Here is a 19827-nt window from a genome sequence, read left to right on the forward strand (position 1 = left end):
TGGCCTTCTTTCTCTTCCTGAAACTGCGACATCATCACCGGGGCCGATGCGCCGGCGGCGATCAGCGCCAACATTACAGCGCTGAGTTTTGATTTGTTCCCCATTACTCACGCTCCAGCATTTCAAGCTCTTCCGTGTCGATCGTCTCCGTGCGTTTTTTTATCCAATCACGTAGAAGCCGCTCGCGCCGGCAGCGGAAGTAAGTACCGAGGGCAATACCAAATGCAGAGCAAAACATGCCGAAAATGACCCCGATAATGATCCATTCACTCTGTGAGAAATAATTAATGATGCCGAGGACGAATGACACTGCGCTACCAGTGTGCACGGCTCCATCGGCTGCTCTGATTAGCATTCGTGACATCCTTACCTCCCGCCGGGCGGTTGGCGCTCATGAAACAGAAAAGGCCGCCAAATGGCAGCCTGTAATTGACGCGAATTCTTGGTTTGTAATTGTCGCTGGTTGATCACTGCCGATGGAAAACACCACCAGCGGCTGAAATCTGACCCACCAAAAAGAAAACCCCGCCGAAGCGAGGTTTTGCGCCATTTGCAATATTGGCAAAATATCAAATTAGCCTTAAATATGGCTCATTTTGTTCACTTTTGCAAGCATCATGCTGTTAAAAGCTGCCTTCTTGCTATTCTTTGGTTTGCAACACTGAAAAGCGCGCCTTCATCCAGCCCCTTGATTAGCAGCAAAAGGCGCTCCCAGTGTCCGGCATAGTGCATTTGCCAGTTATTCCGCTGGACTCCGGCCATGCTGGCAAGGTTGGTATAGGTGTACTCCCGCGGCAGACCTTTTATTTCACTGGCGACCACCTGTACCGCCAGCAATGCCAAGCCTTGCAGCCTGAGTTTTACCTTTTTGCTCAAGCGTACCGCACACTGATCTGAGAATTGTTCCCAGATATAAGGAACCACCTGCAACTGTTTATCATGGTAATTATAATCACCATAACAATAACGCAACCACGCTTCCTGATGGGGTTCAAGCACTGAGATAGCCCGGCGCCAAGAGCTGGTGCAATAGGTCAGCTCTTCAATCAACGGAAAGGGTTTCTTTCTGGCTCGCGTTTCTGGGCAGTGCATCGGATCCGTTATCGGGCAAACTCTGCGCTTTTCCAATACCACCGTGCGAACCTTCTGGCGCTTAAAACGTGTTGTGCGGATCATCGCCGAACCTTCGAATGCCGCCAGCTGGCCTTTACTCTGACCATGGATATCAGCCAGGGCGAGCGACACAGCACCACGGACATACTCCAAATATTGTTGATTCATCGTTTTGCCCCGCGTTTGCTTGCCGTAGTGATCGCCCCAATCCCAAATGCCTTATTCAGCGTGCGCACCAGGTGGAATAGCTGGCTGCCGTGCTTGGCCTCCCATGCCGCTACATCATCATGCAGTTCGTTATGACATTTGCGGGTCAGAGGAATGGTGAAAATATCGTGAGGCTTGGTGCCAGTACCGCCCAGGCCGTGATCGATGATGTGATGCGGGTCGTCTGCCGGCAGGCCGCAACCACAGCAGCACGGCTGCGACTTCACCCACTGGGTGTACTTTTCGCATTCCCAGCGCGTCAGTTTTGGCAGCAGCATTAACCCCGCCGGCGGCGCCGGGTCAACATCAACGAGCAACGCCGGCTTAATCTTCTCCACGCGCTCATTGATGATCGCCTTCGGCGCTTTCTCCCAGACGATATCCGACTCTTTACGCGTGCCTGTTTCGTCTGGTGCTGGTGGAAGGCGCAGGGCCGAGCGCGCCACCGAATCAGGCAGCAGATCGGAAACACCATTTAGCACGGCCCACCAGCATAATTCCGGCAAGCTCAGCTGGTGGTCTTCCTTAAACCGAAAGTGCGTGAGGGCCCGGTACACCAGCCAATCCGCAACATTCTGCTTCGCCAAAGCGTCCAGCGTAGGGTGGGTTTGCTCCCGCAGCAGGTGTTCATGGTGCCAGCACAAACGGACAGGCAAGCCGTCATAATCCAGAATATCCATGTTGTGATTGTGATAACCGTCGCCATGTGGCCATTGGCACTCGGTGCCGCGGCTCAACCACTCACGCAGCGCAGCAACACCACCAGCGGCGCCAATAACTCGCTCATGCAGGAAGAATGGCAACAGACGCGGATCATTGGCCAGCCCCTGATCGGCTACCGGCAGCAAACCCGGTGGGAGTGGTTTTAGTTCTTCTGGCTCGTTGGCAATCAGCAGCCGGCGCTGACCACTGAAATAGTGCATCAGCTCACGACCGGGGCGCAGTATCACCACGCCCAGATCACGCTGCAGGTAAGGAGTCAGCAGCATTCTCACGCAGCCACCTCTCGCCCAGGAATATATTCTGGAATATTTTGCGGTTGAATATGTGGTAACAGCCGTTCTGCCTCCCGGCGGATCTGCGCTACAAACGCCGCCCCCATGGTTTCCAACTGCGTACGGCTGATATAGCTCATTGCAGGACCGGACCAAGACTTATCAAAGATCACTATCGCCCCAGCAAAGAATGCGCCGGTGGGCACTTGCTTTTCATCAGCAGGCACAAACCATTGCGGTACGTCAAAACCAACACGCCCGCGGATGAAAGCAACGTGATCTGCCTGCTCAGGCCACCAAGTTTCCGATGTCGCAGCCTTAATCAGGAAAACATATCGTCCACCACGCTCACGCATGTCCATAGCGTGTGCCATGATGTGCTGCATACCGGTGATATATTGCCCCTCATGCTGCTGGGCGCGGGAATATGGCGGATTGCCGAAAGCAGCACCGTGAAGCTCCACCAGCCGTGCTGACCAGTCCTGAGTGAGGGCATTATCCTCTGCTGTGTAGAATGCCGGGCATTTGCTGTTATCGCCGTCTGTGAACAGATCCAGCACCAGCGGACCAAACATCGCATTGATGCCCCAGAACAGGGCATCAGGTGTACGCCATTGATCGCCAACCTCTTTCAAAAGATGAGTTGGCTTCTCGCGTAGTTCGGTAAGTTTCGAGCAATAAGTGCTGATCTTTGGCGCCTCGGCCACTTCCTCTGCATCATCAGCGATGTCACATGAGAAGACCTCACAGGACTCAGTGCACGAGCCTGTATCATAACCACCACCACGAATAGTCGCCGCAATTTCCTCCCTAGAATGTTCGGAAAACATGGCAATAATGCTCTCAAGAGAATGATTCCCCCTGTACATGATCTTATTCTCTTGTTGGCGCCGGTCTACCACCCTTACGCTGTCACTGGTAATGAGTTCCATGAATTCCTGGCAGGTCTCAGGATTATCACGAGCAGCAAGCGCGATTTTATTGATGCCTTTTTTGACACAGAAGACACAGTTACCGTTATGTTCCGGTATCTCCAGATCAAAAGATTGTGTCTTCCACCAGGCCAAAACATCCTGCTTATCAAAATCACTGATATCCGCTAAGTAGCTGACATTCTCCCGTTCCTTCAACCGTTTTGGTTCATCATAACGAATGCCGATCCAGGTATGGTAGCTTTCGAAATGATCTTTACAGTAACGCTCGAACGGCTCTAATTTCATTGTGCGGGTACAAAATGCACCATGGACGTAAGGCGTACCATATTTTGCACAAACATCGCGCCATGGCTGAAGGTCAGGACCGATCTCATCAACGCTGACTACCTTGTAACCGTTGCCCTTACCCAACTCAGGGTTTACCACCACCCGTAGGCAGATCAGATTAAGCTGCCAGTGTTTGACGACATTACGCACAAAATCATACGTTCCAGGGTGCTCAGCCCCTGTATCCATGAAAATATATCGAATATCCTCACCACCGGTCCGGCGTTTCTCCATCAGGTGAACCAGGTAGGCGGACGTGCGGCCACCGGAAAAACTCACTATTTGAACCGTCACAGGATCCCCCTCTGCTGCTCTGCCTTTGCCAACAATTTGATGAAGCTATAACGGTGCTCGATGTTGAAACATGCCAATACGCCTTGCCAGTCACGCTCACGAGCAATGCGGCGCACACCCTGATCAGCAGCCCAATGGCTTCGCAGCCCTCGGATAGACCACCAGCGGCGAACCTGCTGCAGTACAGCCACCAGCGGGAAGACGGTAACGCCACAAATTTGTTTGGTTACTGGTTTCATGCGGCCTTCCCTCCGTTCAGGCGCTGAACACAATCAGCCCAAATGCGGTTCCATGCCGGCACCGCGTAACTCGGCTGCATGGTGCGCACGCCGGCTTTGCTGGCCTCAGTTCTCGCCAACGTCTCCAGCTCGCCCGGGTTTTGAAGCGGCAGACTGTTACCGATGAAACGACGATAGGCCGCGTCACGCTCTGCGCAGGCCACCGGCGCCGAACGGGCTTGCTCAGGCTTGCGACCGCCGTCATGCCAGGCTGAAGCAGCCAGCAGGTTGCCCGGGAATTTACCCGGCCGGAACATGGTTTCCGGGTTCAGGTATTTGGCCCACTCTGTGCCCAGCCAGCGATCAACGAGGTATTCCACCACCAGCTTGAGTTCCTCCAACGAGTGTCCGTCCACCAGCCGAGCCCGGATGTTCTGCAGGGTGGATTTGGCCGTGGTGTATTTGGCGCCCGTCAGTTGGTTCAGGTGTTTCAGCACCAGAATGGCCTGGTCAGTGATGTGAATTTCTTCAGAAACAACATCCCCCTGGTCGGCCGCCGCTGGCGGTTGACCAAAAGTGTTTTTATCTGACGGATCATGTTTTGAATTTACTGACGGATCGTATCCAGATTCTGGAGGGTCAAAACGCCCTGTGTTGCTGGATTTTGACGGGTCAGATTTTGAGGTATCAAATTTTGATGTATCAGATTTTGAGGCCTCAGATTCTGGAGGGTGAGAATTTGCAGCAGCGCGAAGCATCTCAACGTTCAGCTGCGTCATGCTTGAAGTGTTGCGGTTGCCTTTCCGGCGCTGTTGGCGGGTGATCCAGCCGTCTTTTTCCAGTTTGGCCAGCGATGCGCTCACCGTGCTTTCACTGGCGCCAATCTGACGGGCGATCGTCTTCACTGACGGCCAGCACAGGCCTTCATCCGAGGAAAAGTCAGCCAGGCGCGCCATTATGGCTACCATGGACAGTTTCATGCCCGCCGCCGCGCAACCGTCCCACACGTATGCGGTCAATTTCGTACTCATAAAATAGTCCTGGTAAAACGGGCCCAGAATATGATCAGAGGGCAAGCACAATGCCACTCGTAGCCTGGGCGCTGGTAAACAACTTTCTGATTTTCAATGTCATGCTCGGCAATGACGACTACGTGACCATGCTGATCACGCCAACGACTGCCGATATCTGGGTAATTAGCCGCCATTAGCCGCGCCTCCACTCGTCGTAGATGCGCTGCAGCAACTCTGGGAAGCGCGATTCATAGAAATGGGGCTGGGTTTCCCGCGGGTTATTCGGTGAGGTGATGTTTTTCCCGAACCGCAGACCGGCGGCGGTGATCGACCAGAAGTGCTTTTCACCGTGGCGCCGACTTGGGCGGCTTTTGCGCTCGACTATCCGCAACCGCTCCAGAATGCGATATGCCACCGGCGTGCTCATCGTGCTGCTGTTCAGCTTCAACAGAGTGGTGATCGCCGCTGTCGGCCGGCTGGAGCCGTCAACGGCATCCGATGGCGCATCAATGGCGTATACCGGCATCAGTGCCGGCAGGCCAGCCAGCTCTTGCAGCTTCTGCAATGCCCCCAGGCGTGACGACTGAGAGAGATTCAGCAGCTTGGTAGCAGATTCCACGATCAACAACCCGGCCTGGATCTGGTCTGTCTTGGTCGCCGGCAGCTGTGGCGCCGGTACGTTGGCCTGCTCCAGCGCCGTCATGCGATCGAACACCTTCGCCTGTATCTCGTAGCTGTAACTCATGGCCATCAGGCAGGCTTCGCGCTTGGGTAAGTGCAGACATGGAAGCTCGCGCCCGGTCGGGTCGGTGTACTGAGCGAAAAATTTCGTTGAGTGGTTTTCACCCAATACGCGCGGCGCCTTCGCCATAAAATCAGCGTGGCGCAAACGGGTATGGCCCTTGCTCGGGAACGAGGCGCCGGCGGCGATCGCTTTTGACTCACGCTCAGCGTTGATGTAGTCCACCAGCTCCAGGCTGGTCATAGTGATCCCGGTCGCTGGTAGATTAGTCATGCTTCACCTCGCTGTGTCGTGACAACCAGGCGCCGCCATCTACCACCCATCGGGCAAACTGGTAGTTGCTGGCAATCCACCGACCCAGTACATTGACCTCATACCGGAACGGCGACGCAGAATTACCGCCAGTCATTGCACGGCAGCGGATTTGCGGCACCATAGAATTTCTGGTTAAATTGCTCATGCGATTATTTCTCCACACACTGATTTACTCGCACCGACGCCCAGGGGCTGCAACCTCTGGGCGTTACCCTTTCTGGCACTTGGCCTTTTTGCCAAACAGCGCCAGCACCGCCCTAACCTCTGCATCACGAGCCTGCAGGTGCTTACGGTGATAACGCATGATCTCGGCAGCCTCTTTCTCATCAATGACGCCATCAGCAAGCGACTCCTGAATGATCTGATCCACATGCCCACGGTGTGCGGCGGTGCGAATGCTTTTGCTGAACAATTCCACCTGGTCCAATTCGTCCAGAGCGGGGATCTCCACCACCAGCAAACCCCGGCGCCGGGCGAAATACTCGGTCAGCAGGTTGGTGCCAGAGATATCCTCCATTGCTTCCAGTTCGCCGATCTCGAAGAAGCGGCAGCCGTTCTTCTCGTAGAGGTTGTTGTTGAACGCCGTCTCCGACATCCCCAGCGCGCCGGCCATCGCCGATCGGCCACCAGCAACCGCCTTACACATGCCTTTCACTACATCTTTCAAATTTGGCTCTACCATGTTGATTTTCCTTTGGTAGTTACTGTTATGGAGCGGAATGGGTAGACTTAAGCCGCATCAGGTTTTGGTAGTGCATCATCTTCGTTTGGATAAATGTCTGGGCGGAGTTGATGAGGTGAAACTATCCAACCACCCATTTCACATAGCTGGACGACACGTTCAGAGGGAACGCGGTTTTTTTCTATCCAGTTGGCAACTGATTGAACAGAACGGAAACCGAATTGGCGGGACACCGCAGAAATCGAGCCAACCGCTCTAACAGCCTTTTCTGTGATGTTTTTGAATTCTTGTGGCATATGAGTCTCCTAAAAGTAGTCACAACAAATACTACTTATAGTAGCCCATTTAATCAACTTAAAATAGAAATGACTACATGCGCCTCTCCGGCTAATCTTCTACTTATGGTAGAAGATGAATCCAAATACAAAGCGTTTGCTGATCGACTAAACTCCCTTATGAAAGATAAGGGGGTTGACGTGAACGCACTCAAAGATATCAGCGGCGTCTCATATGAGATGGCGCGACGCTATACGCTTGGCACCGCAAAGCCCAGGGATGAGAAGCTTGAGAAGATAGCTGGATTCTTTGGTGTCACCATGCCATACCTCGACTATGGAGTGGGTGAAGTGCCACAGCCGGCAAATGACGCCGAAAAGATTGAACAGTTGGAGGTGTATGCTTCTGCAGGACGCAGTGGCTACATAAACAGGGATTTTCCAGAAGTGATACGGTCCATAGAGATCCCCAAAGAACGCATTTATGAGCTTTTTGGTCGTAAGAACCTTGATGGGATCAGAATCATGAACGTTGATGGCGACAGTATGATGCCCACGTTATGCCCACGGGATTTGCTTTTCATTGACTCAAAAGTTGACCATTTCAATGGTGACGGAATTTACGTTTTTTGTTTTGAAGATGCCACTTTCGTCAAACGACTACAACGAGTGAAGGGGCGTAGGCTTGCTGTAATTTCAGACAATGATCGTTACCCACCATTCACTATTGAAGAGCATGAGATGTACGAACTTTATATTTTTGGAAAACTGCTAAAGCAACTTCCAATGAAGTTTGTCGATTTCGCCTAACCCCTTCCCCAATCCGCACATCGAGAGGTCAGCATTGCTGGCCTTTTTTATTTCTTAAAAATCATGCCGTTGACAATTAAAACAAATTTCTTCTACTTTTTGTTGTTGACGAACTCTATATTAAGTAGCATATTTATCCCATCAACAGCGAACAGGCAGGACGCCCACGAAGTAGCCGCCCGAGGCGCATGAAGATCGGGATGATTCGCTCAGGTAACTTTCAGTAAGGGGTCAGGTGATGGAAAAGCAGATGAATGGCCGGAGGGTCGAAGTAATGGTAAACGGGGCCACTGTCGCCGCCATTGATACCAGAACAGCAGTAGCGGCCGATTATCTCATTGCCATGAAGGCTTTTACTCAGGCCCTGACGCATACGGAATCCCTCGAAGTTGAGGCAAATGCATCAGGGAAGACGATCAGGCATCCCAACTTTGAAACCTTTGGCGCCCTTCCGATTACAGAGACCAAAGATCTTTAATGAAACTATCAACGTGGATTGTATCGGCGTTGCGGGATGCTCTCAGAAAATAGCTTACGGTTTCATCAGATAGCTCAGTATTCCATTTTTTATAACTGTGGCCTGGGAAGTATTCGTCAAATATCGATTCAACTGCAGCCTCACCGGTCGGAACGTCAGAGATAAGATCACATTGGTGCAGGCATTTAGCGATAAGAGTTGATTTAAGCATATGAAATCCTTCTTGGTTGTGTGAGAACTCCAAGATACCACGCGCCGGGCGTGGTTAAAAATCCCGGCACACAACGGCATGCTCACTCGCCCTTTCCCTTAATTCTGGGAGCGGTGGAGGATCTTGACTCATGAGTGAGCATACCGTTGTGGATCTGGCTGGTGGACTTCAGGGGCGTTGTCCGCCGGCCACCACAACCGATGAATTGCTGTGTGTAGTCTTTGGCGGCCATGCCGAACTTCAACCCACCAACACCAGGAGGATGAAGATAATGTTCATAGGCTGGCCGCCCTTTTTACACATCAGGTGGCGTACTGTGCCGGTTTCCTTATTAATTTCTACACAGTATAGCCCGGCGCGGTGCGCCACCTGGTGTGTGGAGAAAACCGCGGCGATCGCCGCTTCGTGTGAGGACTATTTTATGAGTGAAGACCGCAAAACCAATGTACCGGACTTTCTGGGTGAACTGGATGCCGGCGTGTTTGTAAATAAACTTTCAGGCGCTTTAAACAATACCGCACTGGGCGTTCTCAATAACGGCGGGAAAGGTAAAGTTGTTATTACCCTCGATATTGATCGCTTAAGCAATTCGGTTGAAGAAAAGCGCGTCAGTATCAAACATCAACTGAAATATGTAACCCCAACACCACGCGGGAAAGTTTCAGAAGAAGATACCACCGAAACGCCAATGTACGTTGGCAAAGGCGGAAAGTTAACAATTCTGCAAGAAGACCAAGGCCAGCTATTTACAGTAGATGGCGGCACTGACGGTAAATTACGGGTCGCTAAGTAATAACGCGCCCTTATTCATAAACGCTATATTTAATTAACCCAAAGGATTATTTCATGTCTCAATTAGATGGCGGAGCAATTCAACAAGTTAAAGACCTGGTGATTTCTGGTTATCACCTTCGTGATATCGAAGGGTTAGCCTGCCCGACTGCAATTTTACCTGAAGGTGTTGGCGTTGAAAGCCTTGAGCGATTCGGCTTAGAACGCTTCCGCTTCCGCGGCGCTATGGAAACAACCAGCATTGCCGATTTTGTTCGCTACTCCACTGGCTATGCCAAAGCGGAAGAGCCAGCACGCTGCTTCATTGACGCCGACAACATGAGTGCACGGTCAGTGTTCAATATCGGTTCCCTTGAGAACCCAGGCCATGCAGATAACGTCGCCTCGATCAAACTCAAGAAAACCGCACCATACCGTGCATTGCTGGCAATTGATGGCGATCGCCTGCGCCAGAAAAATATTGCCGAATGGCTGGAAGACTGGAGCGACTATCTGGAAGCATTTGATGCCGAGGGTAAAGCAATGTCTATCTCGCAGGCTGCCGGTGCCGTTCGCCGCGTGAGCATTAAGCAAATGTCAGAAGCAGATCATGAAGACGGTGATTTCAGCGGTAAAAAATCACTCATGCAAAGCATTGAAGCCAGCAGCAAAGACGTGATGCCGGTTGCATTCGAATTCACCTGCACCCCGTATGAAGGCCTCGGGGAACGCAAGTTCAGCCTTCGCAATAGCCTGCTGAAAAGTGACGAGCCGCTTTTCGTCTTGCGCATTGTTCAACTTGAAGCGCAGGAAGAGGCAATTGCCAACGAGTTTCGCGATCTGCTGATCGATAAATTCGATGGCGGCTCAGTAGAAACCTTCATCGGTAATTTTAAAGCCTGATTTTTTAAATAAGTAATACAGCCTCAAATACCCCAGCGATGGGGTATTTGGTGAAGTGTTGCCAAAAACTGTGTGGAGAATAATTATGTCTTGGATTTTAACCTTTACGGGTAAACGCTTTGATTACGAAGCGCCAACCGTTGACGCTATTTGCATTGAAGATATAGCGCAAGCCTTATCTCATGAATGCCGCTTCAATGGTCACATTCCTGAATTCTATAGCGTGGCGCAGCATTGTGTCATTGCCAGTAAAATCGTCCCGCCTAGTTTTGCTTTTGAAGCATTACTGCATGACGCGCACGAAGCATATTGCAAAGATATTCCATCACCGCTTAAAAAGTTAATTCCCGACTATCGCGGCATCGAAAATAATATTGATTTTGTTATTCGTTATAAATTCGGCCTTCCAGCCACCACCAGCCCGATCGTCAAGCATGCCGATCTGGTGATGCTGGCCACCGAACGCCGCGATCTCGACATTGACGATGGGACACCTTGGCCAATGCTCAACGGGATCCGCCCTTCGGAAGACATTTTCGTTTCACCAGTCAATCCAGTACAGGCCAGGGCGATGTTCATGCAGCGTTATAACCAGCTGGCCAGCGAGAGGGCTGCGTGATGTTCGGCCTGTTCCTGCTCGTCTGCTACACCTATCAGCCCTGCGAATTTGTGCCGCAAGGCTGGGTGTATCCAGACAAAAGCAACTGCCTGGCGGATATCCACCAGCAAAAGTTACCACCCCAGTATGAATGCCTGCCGGTTGATGGCGTAATCCCAGCCCGGCGCCAGGAGAAAACACCATGATCAAATTAATCACGGCAATGGAACCACAACGCGACAACAACGGCTATTGGACGCACCCAGATTACTTTGTGCCGGCCAATGGCGCGGAATATGGTGCGCCTGGCGAATTTGAGGCGTGGAAGGAAGCGAACCGCGTCACTGGCGCGCTTCAGTGGATGGAAAATCATGCCACAGCCGAACAGATCGATGCCTATGAATCCGGGGACGGCGATATTAGCCAGTGGGAGCCCACTCCGCCGGTGGGCGATGGCTGGTTTATCGGTTCAATCCACGATACCGAAGATGGGCCAGTTTGTTACTGGCTGCGCCCTATTGAAGAGGATCCAGAGGCCTTAAAGAATCTGGTTGAAAAGCACCACACCGAAGCTTTGAAGCGGGAGTTTATCGACGCTCACCAGGCATGTGAAAAAGCAGCGTATGCCTATTTCTGTGCCTGCGAGCTGGGAGAAGAGCGCAGCAACGCAGGTGAAATTTACCAACGTATTCGCCTGGCCACTCGCCGCGGGGGTTACTGATGAGCAAGACACTGAATTTTTATGGCGCCAGCGATGATCTGTTTGAAGTTGAGGGGGCGATACGTGAAGAGATCGGCTGCTTTAACGAGCTGGGGATCTATCACTTGAAATCTGCCGAAGGCGAAGTGCTGATTGTCGCAACCTACACCGATGAAGGTTGCTGGGCTATTGGGCTTTGTCAGGTTGGCGAAGACGTGCCGGTGCCAGCTTGGCCTGTTTCATACTCCATGCATGAGCGAGGTTACAGCGTCCAACTGACCATGGAAGTACCGGACGATACGCAGCTGGTTATGGCCAATGAGGAAGACGAGTAATGAGTAAAGCAACCTATCTTGACGAGTTGAACGAGGCATACCGTATCGAGAGAGCTTCCCGCCATCGCAACGCTCGTGCCCCCTACAAAAACAAGGGAAATGACCGTTGGATTGAAGTCTGTAACGCCCATAACCGAAGAGTAATCCGCAAAGCCAAGCGCTCTGTCGGCAAATCAAATAAAAACGGTTGTCGTCGTACTGCAATGGGCCTGCGTGGTTTTCTCAATGAGCTGAATATCTGGGCACAGTTTACCGGCGGTAATCGCCAATCTGCCGGCATGCCTAAGCGTGTATATCGTATCAGCCACCGAGGGGTGATTACCCATGCCTAGGCATAATTTTTCACCACGCCTGGTGCGTGGTATCGCGGTGACAACAGAGTGCGACATGTGGCAATGCAAGAAACATTATCGCTTTCGCTCTGGCAAGTATTACGGGCGGATCAGATATGCGGAAGTCCAGCATGGATAAGCTGAGCGAGTTGTCTGATTTGCCAGTCTCGGTTGCAGAGGAAACGATGGAAGTCGCCGGGATGCGGGTAAAAGTTCACGTCCTCGACAACGGCCAGTGCGTGATCGACGCCGCAGATGCGGAAAAACTATTTCAATGGCTGGCAGCGGCCCCAACACAAGGTAAAAATAATGAATGATCTGATGATTGACCTGGAAACCATGAGCAACAAGCCAAATGCGCCAATCGTGGCGATCGGTGCCGTGTTCTTTAACCCTATGACGGGTGAGTTAGGCCCGCAGTTTTATACCGCGGTAAATCTGGCAAGTGAACTGGCCGCCGGCGCCATTCCCGATGGCGATACCATCAACTGGTGGCTGAAGCAAAGCAGCGAGGCCCGAGCGGCGATCACTAGTGACGAGGCAAAACCCATCGCTGAAGCCCTCGATGCGTTGACCAATTTCGTCACCCGCAGCTGCGAGCAGCCGAAGTATTTGAAGGTTTGGGGCAATGGTGCCGCCTTCGACAACGTCATTCTGCGTGAAGCCTACGAGCGCTGCAGTAAGGCGCCATTTTGGAACTGGTTCAACGATTTGGACGTGCGCACCATGGTGAACCTCGGCCGGCGTGTTGGATTCGACCCGAAACGCGATCTGCCTTTCGACGGCGAACGCCACAATGCGCTGGCCGACGCAGTACACCAGGCCCGGTATGTTTCGCTAATCCACCAGCGGGTGATCCCTATGCCTGAAGACGGGAGTGAAAATGAACCTGGCTGAGGCATTATTTGGCGCTGTCACAGTGGTGGCCATAGCCTGGATATTTGTTTCAGCAATGAAGTGATTTTGATCAGGCCCGTTGCAGCGGGCCTATGTGTGGAGAGAAACCATGGCTAATGAATCAAAGTTAATGAAAGCAAGCCTTTGGGGGAAAAGGGAGTTTGAGGTTGGATCTATTCCAGACAATCGAACCATTAAACGCTGGATAGAAATAGGTGAGTTACAAGGAAGAATCGTTGATGGTACGCCTTGGGTTATTTCAACCGAGAAATGGGGTATCAAATCCGAAATTTCTCATGCCGTTTGCCAATTAATCAGAGAATCGTAATGGCCGCCCGTCCGCGTAAGAGAGAAAACCGGCATCTTCCTGACTTCCTCTATTATGATAAAGATGCCGGGGTTTACCGATTTACGTTAATTAATGGCGTAAGGAAGTCGTTAGTTGATAATTCAACAAGGAAACCTTTAGATCGCGCCACATCGATTGCAATAGCTCGTGAATATAACAATCGTATGCGACCAGAAACCGCAGTTTCTGTTGACTTTTTAATTAGGGAGTCTGGCGGTATTCAAGGGGAGGCATTACCATTTTCGGAACATGTCGATCATATTATGAATCGTGCAATAAAAGACGAAAAGCCTTCTGAAAGCACTTGTGATGATTGGAGAAACGATGCCATTCGAGTGAAAGAGTTCTTTGCGGATATTCCAGCATGCGATATCGAGCTGGAGCACGTCAACGCCTATATAAATAACTATCATGCGGAAGCATCGGCAAACGTGCAAAACCGTAAAGTCAGTTTCCTGAAGAAGTTATTTAGCTATGCGGTCGATGAATCCCTCATGCTTGATAACCCGGCCACACGCAAGAAAATGCGCCGGATTGATGAGAAGCGACGGCAACGGCTTTCTCTCGATAACTTCCTGGCCATACGCCGCAGTGCCGCACCATGGTTGAGAACAGCTATGGACCTTGCGCTACAAACGACGCATGCCAGATTGGAGGTCTCCCGGATCCGCTACTCAATCAAGGAGCCTAAAAACGGCGTGTGTGGTTGCGTATGGCTGGATCAGCCGGAGAATGGTATTTACGGCATGCTGTATATCCACCGGCAAAAAGTTCAGAAAAAAGAGGCATCGCATGTTGCTATACCGATCGGTGGCGAACTGAAGCGGATTATTGACGATAGCCGGGATAATGTAGCCAGTCCATACATTGTCCATCGGATACCGGCCAGGAGCGTGAAGCCCAGTAAAGAGGTTTCGCACCCGACCCAAGTTGCACCCGACTATCTCAGCCGGGCATTTTCAGATCTGCGTGACAGGCTAAAACTGTGCGATCACCTGGAGATGGATGAACGCCCAACGTTCCACGAAATCCGCGCACTGGCCGCGCATTTGTTCGACAACCAAGGGATTGATCCGCAGGGGCGTATGGCGCACAGCGATGCCAAATCTACCAAGATCTATACCAGCAATCACATTGATTGGGTTGTCGTTCCTCATGGGGAAATTAAGGCAGGATAGCTACAAAACGCCATGGAAAAACGCAATTTAAGCTGTTGATGTATATATGCTGTTTTTTGCGCAAAATGCACTGTTTGCATAACCAGTCGAGATTAACCAAACCCAGTACTGGCGCGGCTTACAGAGAAACAGGTCTGCTGACATGGGGTGTCGGGGGTCGGAGGTTCGAATCCTCTCATGCCGACCAAATTCAAGAAAACCTGCTGTTACAGCAGGTTTTTTTTCGTCTGCGCGTCGAGAGGATGAGAGCGCAGCCGCTGCGCCACTGTCTCCCCCAACGATCATTGCGCGCCTCGCGTTAGCGATGGCCTTTCGCCTTATCAAGCTCAGGCTGAGATTTTGTCTTGTTGGTTTTCGGGCGCCGCGGCGATGAACGCCGGGAGCTGAGTACAGGCGTCGTAAACCGCCTTACAGCGCGGATACCCGCTCAGATCGCACCCCATCCGCAGGGCATTCGCCCACTGAGGGATCAAGCAGCAATCCGCCAACGTCGGGGTATCGCCAACGCAGAAGGGGCCTGGCGGCCTCTGGAGCAACAGCTGTTCTACGGCGCTCAATCCTTGGCGGATCCAGTGCGCATACCAGCGTTTTTTCTCTTCCTCACTCACCTTCAGCTCTTCACTCAGGTAGCGTAACACCCGTAGGTTATTGACCGGGTGAATATCACAGGCAATGACATAGACGATTTCCAGTACCCGGCTGCGCGCCGGATCGGCCGCCGGCAACAGCGGCGACTGAGGGAAATGGCGATCCAGCCAGTCGGTAATCGCCAGCGACTGGCTGAGAGACTCGCCGTCGTCCGTGAGCAGCGTCGGCACCAGCCCGACCGGGTTCATGCGCCGATAAGCCAGCTCATTCTGCTGCCCGATGCGAATATTGACCCCCACCGTCTGGTAATGGAGGCCTTTCAGCGCCAGCGCAATGCGCACGCGGTAGGAGGCTGAGCTATTAAAAAAACTGTACAGCTTCATCATTCACCTCTGAATCGGCCTCAGACAATCTTCACGGCGATAGGGGTTAGCCCCTCAACATTGCCGGTAATCACATCGCCTTTCACCACCGCGCCCACCCCTTCCGGCGTGCCGGTAAAAATCAGATCGCCGGGCTGCAGCTCAAAAAAGCCGGACAGATAGCTGATGGTTTCATTCACCGACCAGATCAGATGGCGGATATCGCTGCGCTGGCGATCGCTGCCGTTGACCTGCAGCCAGATAGGCGCGTTGTTCACGTCTGCGCTGTCGCCGGCTTTATGCAATGGCGCGATGGGCGCAGAAAGATCGAACGACTTGCCGATTTCCCATGGGCGCCCCATCTGACGCATGTCCATCTGCCGATCGCGGCGGGTCATGTCCAGGCCTGTGGCATATCCCCAAATGTATTCATGCGCCTTTTCCAGCGGAATATCGCTCCCGCGTTTACCAATCGCCACCACCAGTTCGATTTCGTAGTGATAGTTGTCGGTTTGCGACGGATACGGCAACGCCAGCGTTTCGCCGGCCGCCACCGGCACCACCGCATCGGCAGGCTTGCAGAAGAAAAACGGCGGCTCACGATCCGGGTCAAAGCCCATTTCGCGGGCATGCGCGGCATAGTTGCGCCCGACGCAGTAGACACGGCGCACGGGAAACTGTTTATCACTCCCCACGACAGGAACCGTCACGGGGGCTTGCGGTGCAAATACGTATTGCGTCATTTTGTCTCTCCCAAATTAATAACGTGCTTCACGGAACAGTCCCAGGGCTTCCTGAACCGGCCGGTCCGAAAAACTGAATAACACGGTGTCTTCGTCCGCCAGGAACGACACATCGAACCAGGTCGGCGCCACGAAGATATCTTTTGCCGAAAAGTGAAGGGTTTCGTTGCCGATGCTGACCTGACCGCGCCCTTCCACCACGTGATAAATGGTGCTGTCCGTGGTTCGCGCTTTCCGTGAGGAAAAGCCTTTTGGCAGCAGCTGCAGGAAGGCGCCCATCGAGGGCATGGGGTAGCCGCCGGTCACCGGGTTGGCGTAGCGCATCTTGTACCCTTCCCATTCGTCGGCGTCCCCCATACGGGTGAGGTCATGCAGCGCTTCCCGGCTGCGATCGTAGCGGTAGTTGAAAATGGGCGATGAGTTGCCTTTCTGGTGGCGCAGCGGCAGCATATTGGCCGCATAGCGCGGTAAATAATCCCCCTCCTGGCGCGTCACGGGCTGCTGCTCTTGCGGATAGTCTTCCGCGAAACCGCAACCCAGCAGGTTCACCAGCGGCAAATCCAGCCCGTCCAGCCATACCACCGGCTCCTCGCCGGGATTACCGTGATCGTGCCAGCGCCACTGCGGCGTCAAAATGAAGTCGCCTTCATGCATTTGCGTACGTTCACCGTCAACAGCGGTAAATGCCCCTTTCCCTTCGACGATAAACCGCAATGCCGACTGATTATGGCGATGGCTCGGCGCGACTTCGCCCGGCATGATCAACTGCAATCCGGCATACAGCGTCGGGGTGATGGAGGACTGTCCGCGCAGCATCGGGTTTTCCAGCACCAGCACGCGGCGAACCGCCTCTTTGGCGCCAATCAACTCGCCGCTGGCCAGCAGATGCGGGCGAATCGCCTGATAGTTCCAGTAAGCCGGGGCGCAGTTTGCATTCGGCGTCGGCGGCACCAAATGGTGCAGCGACTCCCACAATGGGGTCAGGTTCTGCCCTGAAATATGCCGGTAGAACTGCTGGCGGCTGGGATTAACATCCTGATTGCGTTCAGGCATAGGGATTCTCCTTTTCATTCACGACGCTGCGCGAGGCAACGTATCAGGGGCTGGGGCAGACTGGCGAACGACAGCCGTCAGCAGCATTAACATCACCGTACTGATCGCCGCCGGCACGGCAATAATGAAAAATAGCGTATCGAATGAGAAATTCATCGCCATCATCACGCCGCCGGCAAGCGAGCCGACAATCGCGCCGCAGCGGCCAATGGCATTGGACCAGCTGACGCCGGTCGCCCGGCTTTGCGTCGGATAGAGCGTGGCGGTCAAGGCATTCAGCCCAACCTGCGAACCGCTGATGCCGATGCCGGTGCCGAAGATCGCCAGCGCCATCGGCCATAGGCCGTTCTCGCTCAGGCCAATCATGGCGATACAGACGGCGCCTAAGGCGTAGCTCACCGCCAAGACCCGGAAGGGATTGTATTTGTCCATCAACGCGCCCAGCCCCAGCGCCCCCACCGTGCCCCCCATCTGGAAAGCGGCGGTCACCCAGGAGGCATGCTGCAGATCAATACCGCGGTGGTTAAGCAGCGTCGGCAACCAACTGGAGAGTAGGTAGATGATCAGCATGCTCATAAAAAAAACCGCCCAGAGCATGAGGGTGATACGCAACTGGCGGCCGGCAAACAGCGGGCTGATGCTGCCTTTGGCCGCCGTGGCGGCTTCGCTCAGATAAAAATGGGTTTCTTCATCGCACTCTCGGGTGATGGCGCTGACCGTTTTGGCAATCACCTTGTGCGGCAGTTGGCGGCGAACCTGCCAGCGCGGGGATTCCGGCAGGGCAAACAGCAGCACCACAAAGAGCATCAGCGGCAAAACGCCACCGAGCACCAAAATGCCGTGCCACCCCATCACCGGCACCAGTTGGGCGCTGACGATCCCGCCCAGGGCTGAACCGAGCGTGAAACCGCAGAACATCAGCGTGACCAGCGCGCCACGGCGGCGAGCGGGCAGATATTCAGAGGTCATCGTGATGGTGTTCGGCATCGCGCCCCCCAATCCCAGGCCGGTGAGAAAACGCAAAACGACCAGCGTTGACAGATCGGGTGAGAAGGCCGAAATCAGGCTCAGCGCGCCAAACAGCGCCACGCAAAGCTCGATGACACGCTTGCGGCCAAAGCGATCAGCAAGCGGGCCGCAAAGCAGTGCACCCGCTGTCAACCCCAGCAGCCCCGCGCCAAACAGCGGCGCCAGTTCACCGGCGGTCAGTTGCCACTGGGCGCGGATGTCGGGTGCGATGAAACCAATGGCGGCGGTGTCAAAACCATCCAGCATCACCACCAAAAAGCAGCAGATGATAACGCGCCACTGCGTCTTACCGATGGGAGCAGCATCGATCAGAGCTTGTAAATCACGCCATTGAGTCATAGTGAGCGCCTCGGTGCGGGTAGGAAGATGTCTGTCTTGTTTTAGGTATGTTACGAATTTGTATCCTTAGCGATAAAATGTACAATGGCTTTTCAAGCGGAGACATAACCGGAGGGTTATAGCAAATGGCGAACTGGGCGCAGAAAATGAAACTTCACCATCTGCAAATGTTGGTGGCGTTGGGCGAGCAGGGAAATCTGACCCACGTTGCCCGGATGATGAACATCTCCCAACCCGCTCTGTCAAAATGGTTGTCACAGCTCGAAGATGAGATTGGGATCACGCTGTTTGAGCGGCATAGCAAAGGGCTGCGCCCCTCCGAGGGGGGGAAATTGCTGCTTCAGCATGCGCAGCGTTTGATCAATGATCTGGAGCGTTCGCAGTCTGAAATCGCCCGCTTTAAGCAAGGCGGGCTGGTGGGAAGCCTGAAAATCGGCTGTTCGCCGGTCGCCACCGACTGCGTTTCGCAGGCCATATTGAGCCTGCTGCAAGAAATGCCAACGCTGCATCTCAATATTGAGGAAAAGGTGATGACCCCGCTGCTGCACGATCTGCTCGCGGGCGCGGTGGACGTCGTCGTGGGCCGCGTTGGCGGGCGGGCGCTGCAACTGCCGCTCAACTATCAAGTGCTCTACACCGAACCGGTATGCTTTGTTGCCCGCCCTCACCATCCGCTGGCAAAATCCGCCTCCCTCACCTGGCGCGATCTCACCCACTGGCGCTGGATTGTCTGGCCGACCGGCACGCCCATCCGCCTCAGCATTGATAATGCGCTGGCGGATAACGGCGTGATGCTGCCCGAAAACACGGTTGAATCGGCATCCATGAACGTCAGTACCAACCTGCTGCAAAGCAGCGATATGATCTCCATTCTTTCCCTACGGCTGGCGCAGCGTTATGCCAGCCAGGGGCAGTTGGCGATCCTGAATCTGCCGAAGATAGAGCAGAAAGGCAGCGTGGGCGTCTTCTGGCGCAACAGCGAACCGCCTTTTGCCGCGCTGAGCCGCTTTTTGCAGCTGCTGACGCAGGCTTAAC

General features: G+C 53.5%; 29 protein-coding genes and 1 pseudogene. 15 read left to right on the plus strand and 15 right to left on the minus strand.

Annotated elements, in window-relative coordinates:
* The 8 genes and pseudogenes from ADK28_RS33225 to ADK28_RS33235 form a co-directional block, all read right to left on the minus strand.
* Nucleotides 1-104 (minus strand): annotated as a pseudogene (locus ADK28_RS33225) (lysozyme); the annotation flags it as partial.
* Nucleotides 104-355, minus strand: coding sequence for a phage holin family protein (locus ADK28_RS28380; RefSeq protein WP_226905879.1), 252 nt, complete (start codon nt 353-355; stop codon nt 104-106). The pseudogene ADK28_RS33225 and the gene ADK28_RS28380, both read right to left, overlap by 1 nt.
* 260 nt (nt 356-615) lie before the next feature.
* Nucleotides 616-1281, minus strand: coding sequence for a bacteriophage antitermination protein Q (locus ADK28_RS28385; protein WP_048797337.1), 666 nt, complete (start codon nt 1279-1281; stop codon nt 616-618).
* A complete protein-coding gene (locus tag ADK28_RS28390) occupies nt 1278-2315 on the minus strand; it encodes a DUF968 domain-containing protein (RefSeq protein ID WP_048797338.1) in 1038 nt (345 codons plus the stop codon). The genes ADK28_RS28385 and ADK28_RS28390 overlap by 4 nt, the downstream gene beginning before the upstream one ends.
* Nucleotides 2312-3871 (minus strand): phage N-6-adenine-methyltransferase, encoded by a 1560-nt coding sequence (locus ADK28_RS33575; protein ID WP_239686288.1) that lies wholly within the window; start codon nt 3869-3871, stop codon nt 2312-2314. Before ADK28_RS33575 ends, ADK28_RS28390 begins: the two co-directional genes overlap by 4 nt.
* Nucleotides 3868-4110 (minus strand): hypothetical protein, encoded by a 243-nt coding sequence (locus ADK28_RS28405; protein ID WP_048797339.1) that lies wholly within the window; start codon nt 4108-4110, stop codon nt 3868-3870. The genes ADK28_RS33575 and ADK28_RS28405 overlap by 4 nt, the downstream gene beginning before the upstream one ends.
* Nucleotides 4107-5120: a conserved phage C-terminal domain-containing protein gene (locus tag ADK28_RS28410; RefSeq protein ID WP_048797358.1), complete on the minus strand. Its 1014-nt coding sequence runs from the start codon at nt 5118-5120 to the stop codon at nt 4107-4109. The genes ADK28_RS28405 and ADK28_RS28410 overlap by 4 nt, the downstream gene beginning before the upstream one ends.
* On the minus strand, nt 5117-5218 hold the full coding sequence (locus ADK28_RS33235) for a DUF4222 domain-containing protein (RefSeq protein WP_234970441.1): 102 nt from the start codon (nt 5216-5218) through the stop codon (nt 5117-5119). Before ADK28_RS33235 ends, ADK28_RS28410 begins: the two co-directional genes overlap by 4 nt.
* Between ADK28_RS33235 and ADK28_RS33350 the strand changes: the two genes are divergently transcribed.
* Nucleotides 5171-5299 carry a hypothetical protein gene (locus ADK28_RS33350; RefSeq protein ID WP_256125618.1) on the plus strand — a complete coding sequence of 43 codons (129 nt, stop codon included), beginning with the start codon at nt 5171-5173 and terminating at the stop codon, nt 5297-5299. The two genes, ADK28_RS33235 and ADK28_RS33350, sit on opposite strands and share 48 nt — an antisense overlap.
* Here ADK28_RS33350 and ADK28_RS28415 read toward each other — a convergent pair.
* The 3 genes from ADK28_RS28415 to ADK28_RS30785 form a co-directional block, all read right to left on the minus strand.
* Entirely contained in the window at nt 5296-6117 is an 822-nt protein-coding gene (locus ADK28_RS28415; protein WP_048797340.1) for a hypothetical protein, read from the minus strand. The genes ADK28_RS33350 and ADK28_RS28415 overlap by 4 nt on opposite strands.
* A gap of 250 nt (nt 6118-6367) precedes the next feature.
* Nucleotides 6368-6841, minus strand: a complete 474-nt coding sequence (locus ADK28_RS28420) for a YmfL family putative regulatory protein (RefSeq protein WP_025303602.1) — start codon at nt 6839-6841, stop codon at nt 6368-6370.
* 47 nt (nt 6842-6888) lie between these two features.
* Nucleotides 6889-7137: a transcriptional regulator gene (locus ADK28_RS30785; protein ID WP_075202165.1), complete on the minus strand. Its 249-nt coding sequence runs from the start codon at nt 7135-7137 to the stop codon at nt 6889-6891.
* A gap of 180 nt (nt 7138-7317) precedes the next feature.
* Here ADK28_RS30785 and ADK28_RS28425 point away from each other — a divergent pair, with 180 nt between their 5' ends.
* The 13 genes from ADK28_RS28425 to ADK28_RS28475 all read left to right on the plus strand — a co-directional run bounded on the left by ADK28_RS28425 (nt 7318) and on the right by ADK28_RS28475 (nt 14678).
* Nucleotides 7318-7926 (plus strand): S24 family peptidase, encoded by a 609-nt coding sequence (locus ADK28_RS28425; RefSeq protein ID WP_239686289.1) that lies wholly within the window; start codon nt 7318-7320, stop codon nt 7924-7926.
* 238 nt (nt 7927-8164) lie between these two features.
* Complete coding sequence (locus ADK28_RS28430; protein WP_025303604.1) at nt 8165-8404, plus strand: hypothetical protein; 240 nt, start codon at nt 8165-8167, stop codon at nt 8402-8404.
* Between the two features lie 632 nt (nt 8405-9036).
* Nucleotides 9037-9408, plus strand: a complete 372-nt coding sequence (locus ADK28_RS28435; RefSeq protein WP_025303605.1) for a hypothetical protein — start codon at nt 9037-9039, stop codon at nt 9406-9408.
* A gap of 53 nt (nt 9409-9461) precedes the next feature.
* Entirely contained in the window at nt 9462-10289 is an 828-nt protein-coding gene (locus ADK28_RS28440; RefSeq protein ID WP_025303606.1) for a YfdQ family protein, read from the plus strand.
* Between the two features lie 85 nt (nt 10290-10374).
* Entirely contained in the window at nt 10375-10908 is a 534-nt protein-coding gene (locus ADK28_RS28445; protein ID WP_048797342.1) for a prophage protein, read from the plus strand.
* The gene (locus ADK28_RS28450) at nt 10908-11093 is read left to right on the plus strand and encodes a DUF1482 family protein (protein WP_048797343.1); all 186 of its coding nucleotides are present in this window, start codon (nt 10908-10910) and stop codon (nt 11091-11093) included. The genes ADK28_RS28445 and ADK28_RS28450 overlap by 1 nt, the downstream gene beginning before the upstream one ends.
* Nucleotides 11090-11608 carry a hypothetical protein gene (locus tag ADK28_RS28455; protein ID WP_048797344.1) on the plus strand — a complete coding sequence of 173 codons (519 nt, stop codon included), beginning with the start codon at nt 11090-11092 and terminating at the stop codon, nt 11606-11608. Before ADK28_RS28450 ends, ADK28_RS28455 begins: the two co-directional genes overlap by 4 nt.
* Entirely contained in the window at nt 11608-11922 is a 315-nt protein-coding gene (locus ADK28_RS28460; RefSeq protein ID WP_048797345.1) for a hypothetical protein, read from the plus strand. Before ADK28_RS28455 ends, ADK28_RS28460 begins: the two co-directional genes overlap by 1 nt.
* A complete protein-coding gene (locus ADK28_RS31100) occupies nt 11922-12254 on the plus strand; it encodes a hypothetical protein (protein WP_239686290.1) in 333 nt (110 codons plus the stop codon). The genes ADK28_RS28460 and ADK28_RS31100 overlap by 1 nt, the downstream gene beginning before the upstream one ends.
* Nucleotides 12255-12385: 131 nt before the next feature.
* Nucleotides 12386-12571 (plus strand): hypothetical protein, encoded by a 186-nt coding sequence (locus ADK28_RS28465; RefSeq protein ID WP_152929759.1) that lies wholly within the window; start codon nt 12386-12388, stop codon nt 12569-12571.
* The gene (locus tag ADK28_RS28470) at nt 12564-13151 is read left to right on the plus strand and encodes a 3'-5' exonuclease (protein ID WP_048797347.1); all 588 of its coding nucleotides are present in this window, start codon (nt 12564-12566) and stop codon (nt 13149-13151) included. Before ADK28_RS28465 ends, ADK28_RS28470 begins: the two co-directional genes overlap by 8 nt.
* 109 nt (nt 13152-13260) lie before the next feature.
* Nucleotides 13261-13479, plus strand: a complete 219-nt coding sequence (locus tag ADK28_RS30795; RefSeq protein ID WP_071826138.1) for a hypothetical protein — start codon at nt 13261-13263, stop codon at nt 13477-13479.
* Nucleotides 13479-14678, plus strand: coding sequence for a tyrosine-type recombinase/integrase (locus tag ADK28_RS28475; RefSeq protein ID WP_048797348.1), 1200 nt, complete (start codon nt 13479-13481; stop codon nt 14676-14678). Before ADK28_RS30795 ends, ADK28_RS28475 begins: the two co-directional genes overlap by 1 nt.
* 326 nt (nt 14679-15004) lie before the next feature.
* Here ADK28_RS28475 and maiA read toward each other — a convergent pair whose 3' ends face one another.
* Genes maiA through ADK28_RS28495 form a run of 4 tightly spaced genes read right to left on the minus strand, consistent with a single transcriptional unit; the run spans nt 15005 to nt 18792 of the window.
* The gene (gene maiA / locus ADK28_RS28480) at nt 15005-15649 is read right to left on the minus strand and encodes a maleylacetoacetate isomerase (protein ID WP_033641386.1); all 645 of its coding nucleotides are present in this window, start codon (nt 15647-15649) and stop codon (nt 15005-15007) included.
* A 20-nt stretch (nt 15650-15669) separates the two neighbouring features.
* Nucleotides 15670-16371: a fumarylacetoacetate hydrolase family protein gene (locus ADK28_RS28485; RefSeq protein ID WP_025303616.1), complete on the minus strand. Its 702-nt coding sequence runs from the start codon at nt 16369-16371 to the stop codon at nt 15670-15672.
* 15 nt (nt 16372-16386) lie between these two features.
* Entirely contained in the window at nt 16387-17424 is a 1038-nt protein-coding gene (gene gtdA / locus ADK28_RS28490; RefSeq protein WP_048797349.1) for a gentisate 1,2-dioxygenase, read from the minus strand.
* A gap of 18 nt (nt 17425-17442) precedes the next feature.
* Nucleotides 17443-18792: a 3-hydroxybenzoate transporter MhbT gene (locus ADK28_RS28495; RefSeq protein ID WP_033639827.1), complete on the minus strand. Its 1350-nt coding sequence runs from the start codon at nt 18790-18792 to the stop codon at nt 17443-17445.
* Nucleotides 18793-18917: 125 nt separating this feature from the next.
* Here ADK28_RS28495 and ADK28_RS28500 point away from each other — a divergent pair, with 125 nt between their 5' ends.
* Nucleotides 18918-19826, plus strand: coding sequence for a LysR family transcriptional regulator (locus ADK28_RS28500; protein WP_048797350.1), 909 nt, complete (start codon nt 18918-18920; stop codon nt 19824-19826).
* The last annotated feature ends 1 nt before the right edge of the window (nt 19827 follow it).

It is taken from the genome of Serratia sp. 506_PEND, from assembly GCF_001076875.1.
GTDB lineage: Bacteria > Pseudomonadota > Gammaproteobacteria > Enterobacterales > Enterobacteriaceae > Serratia > Serratia marcescens.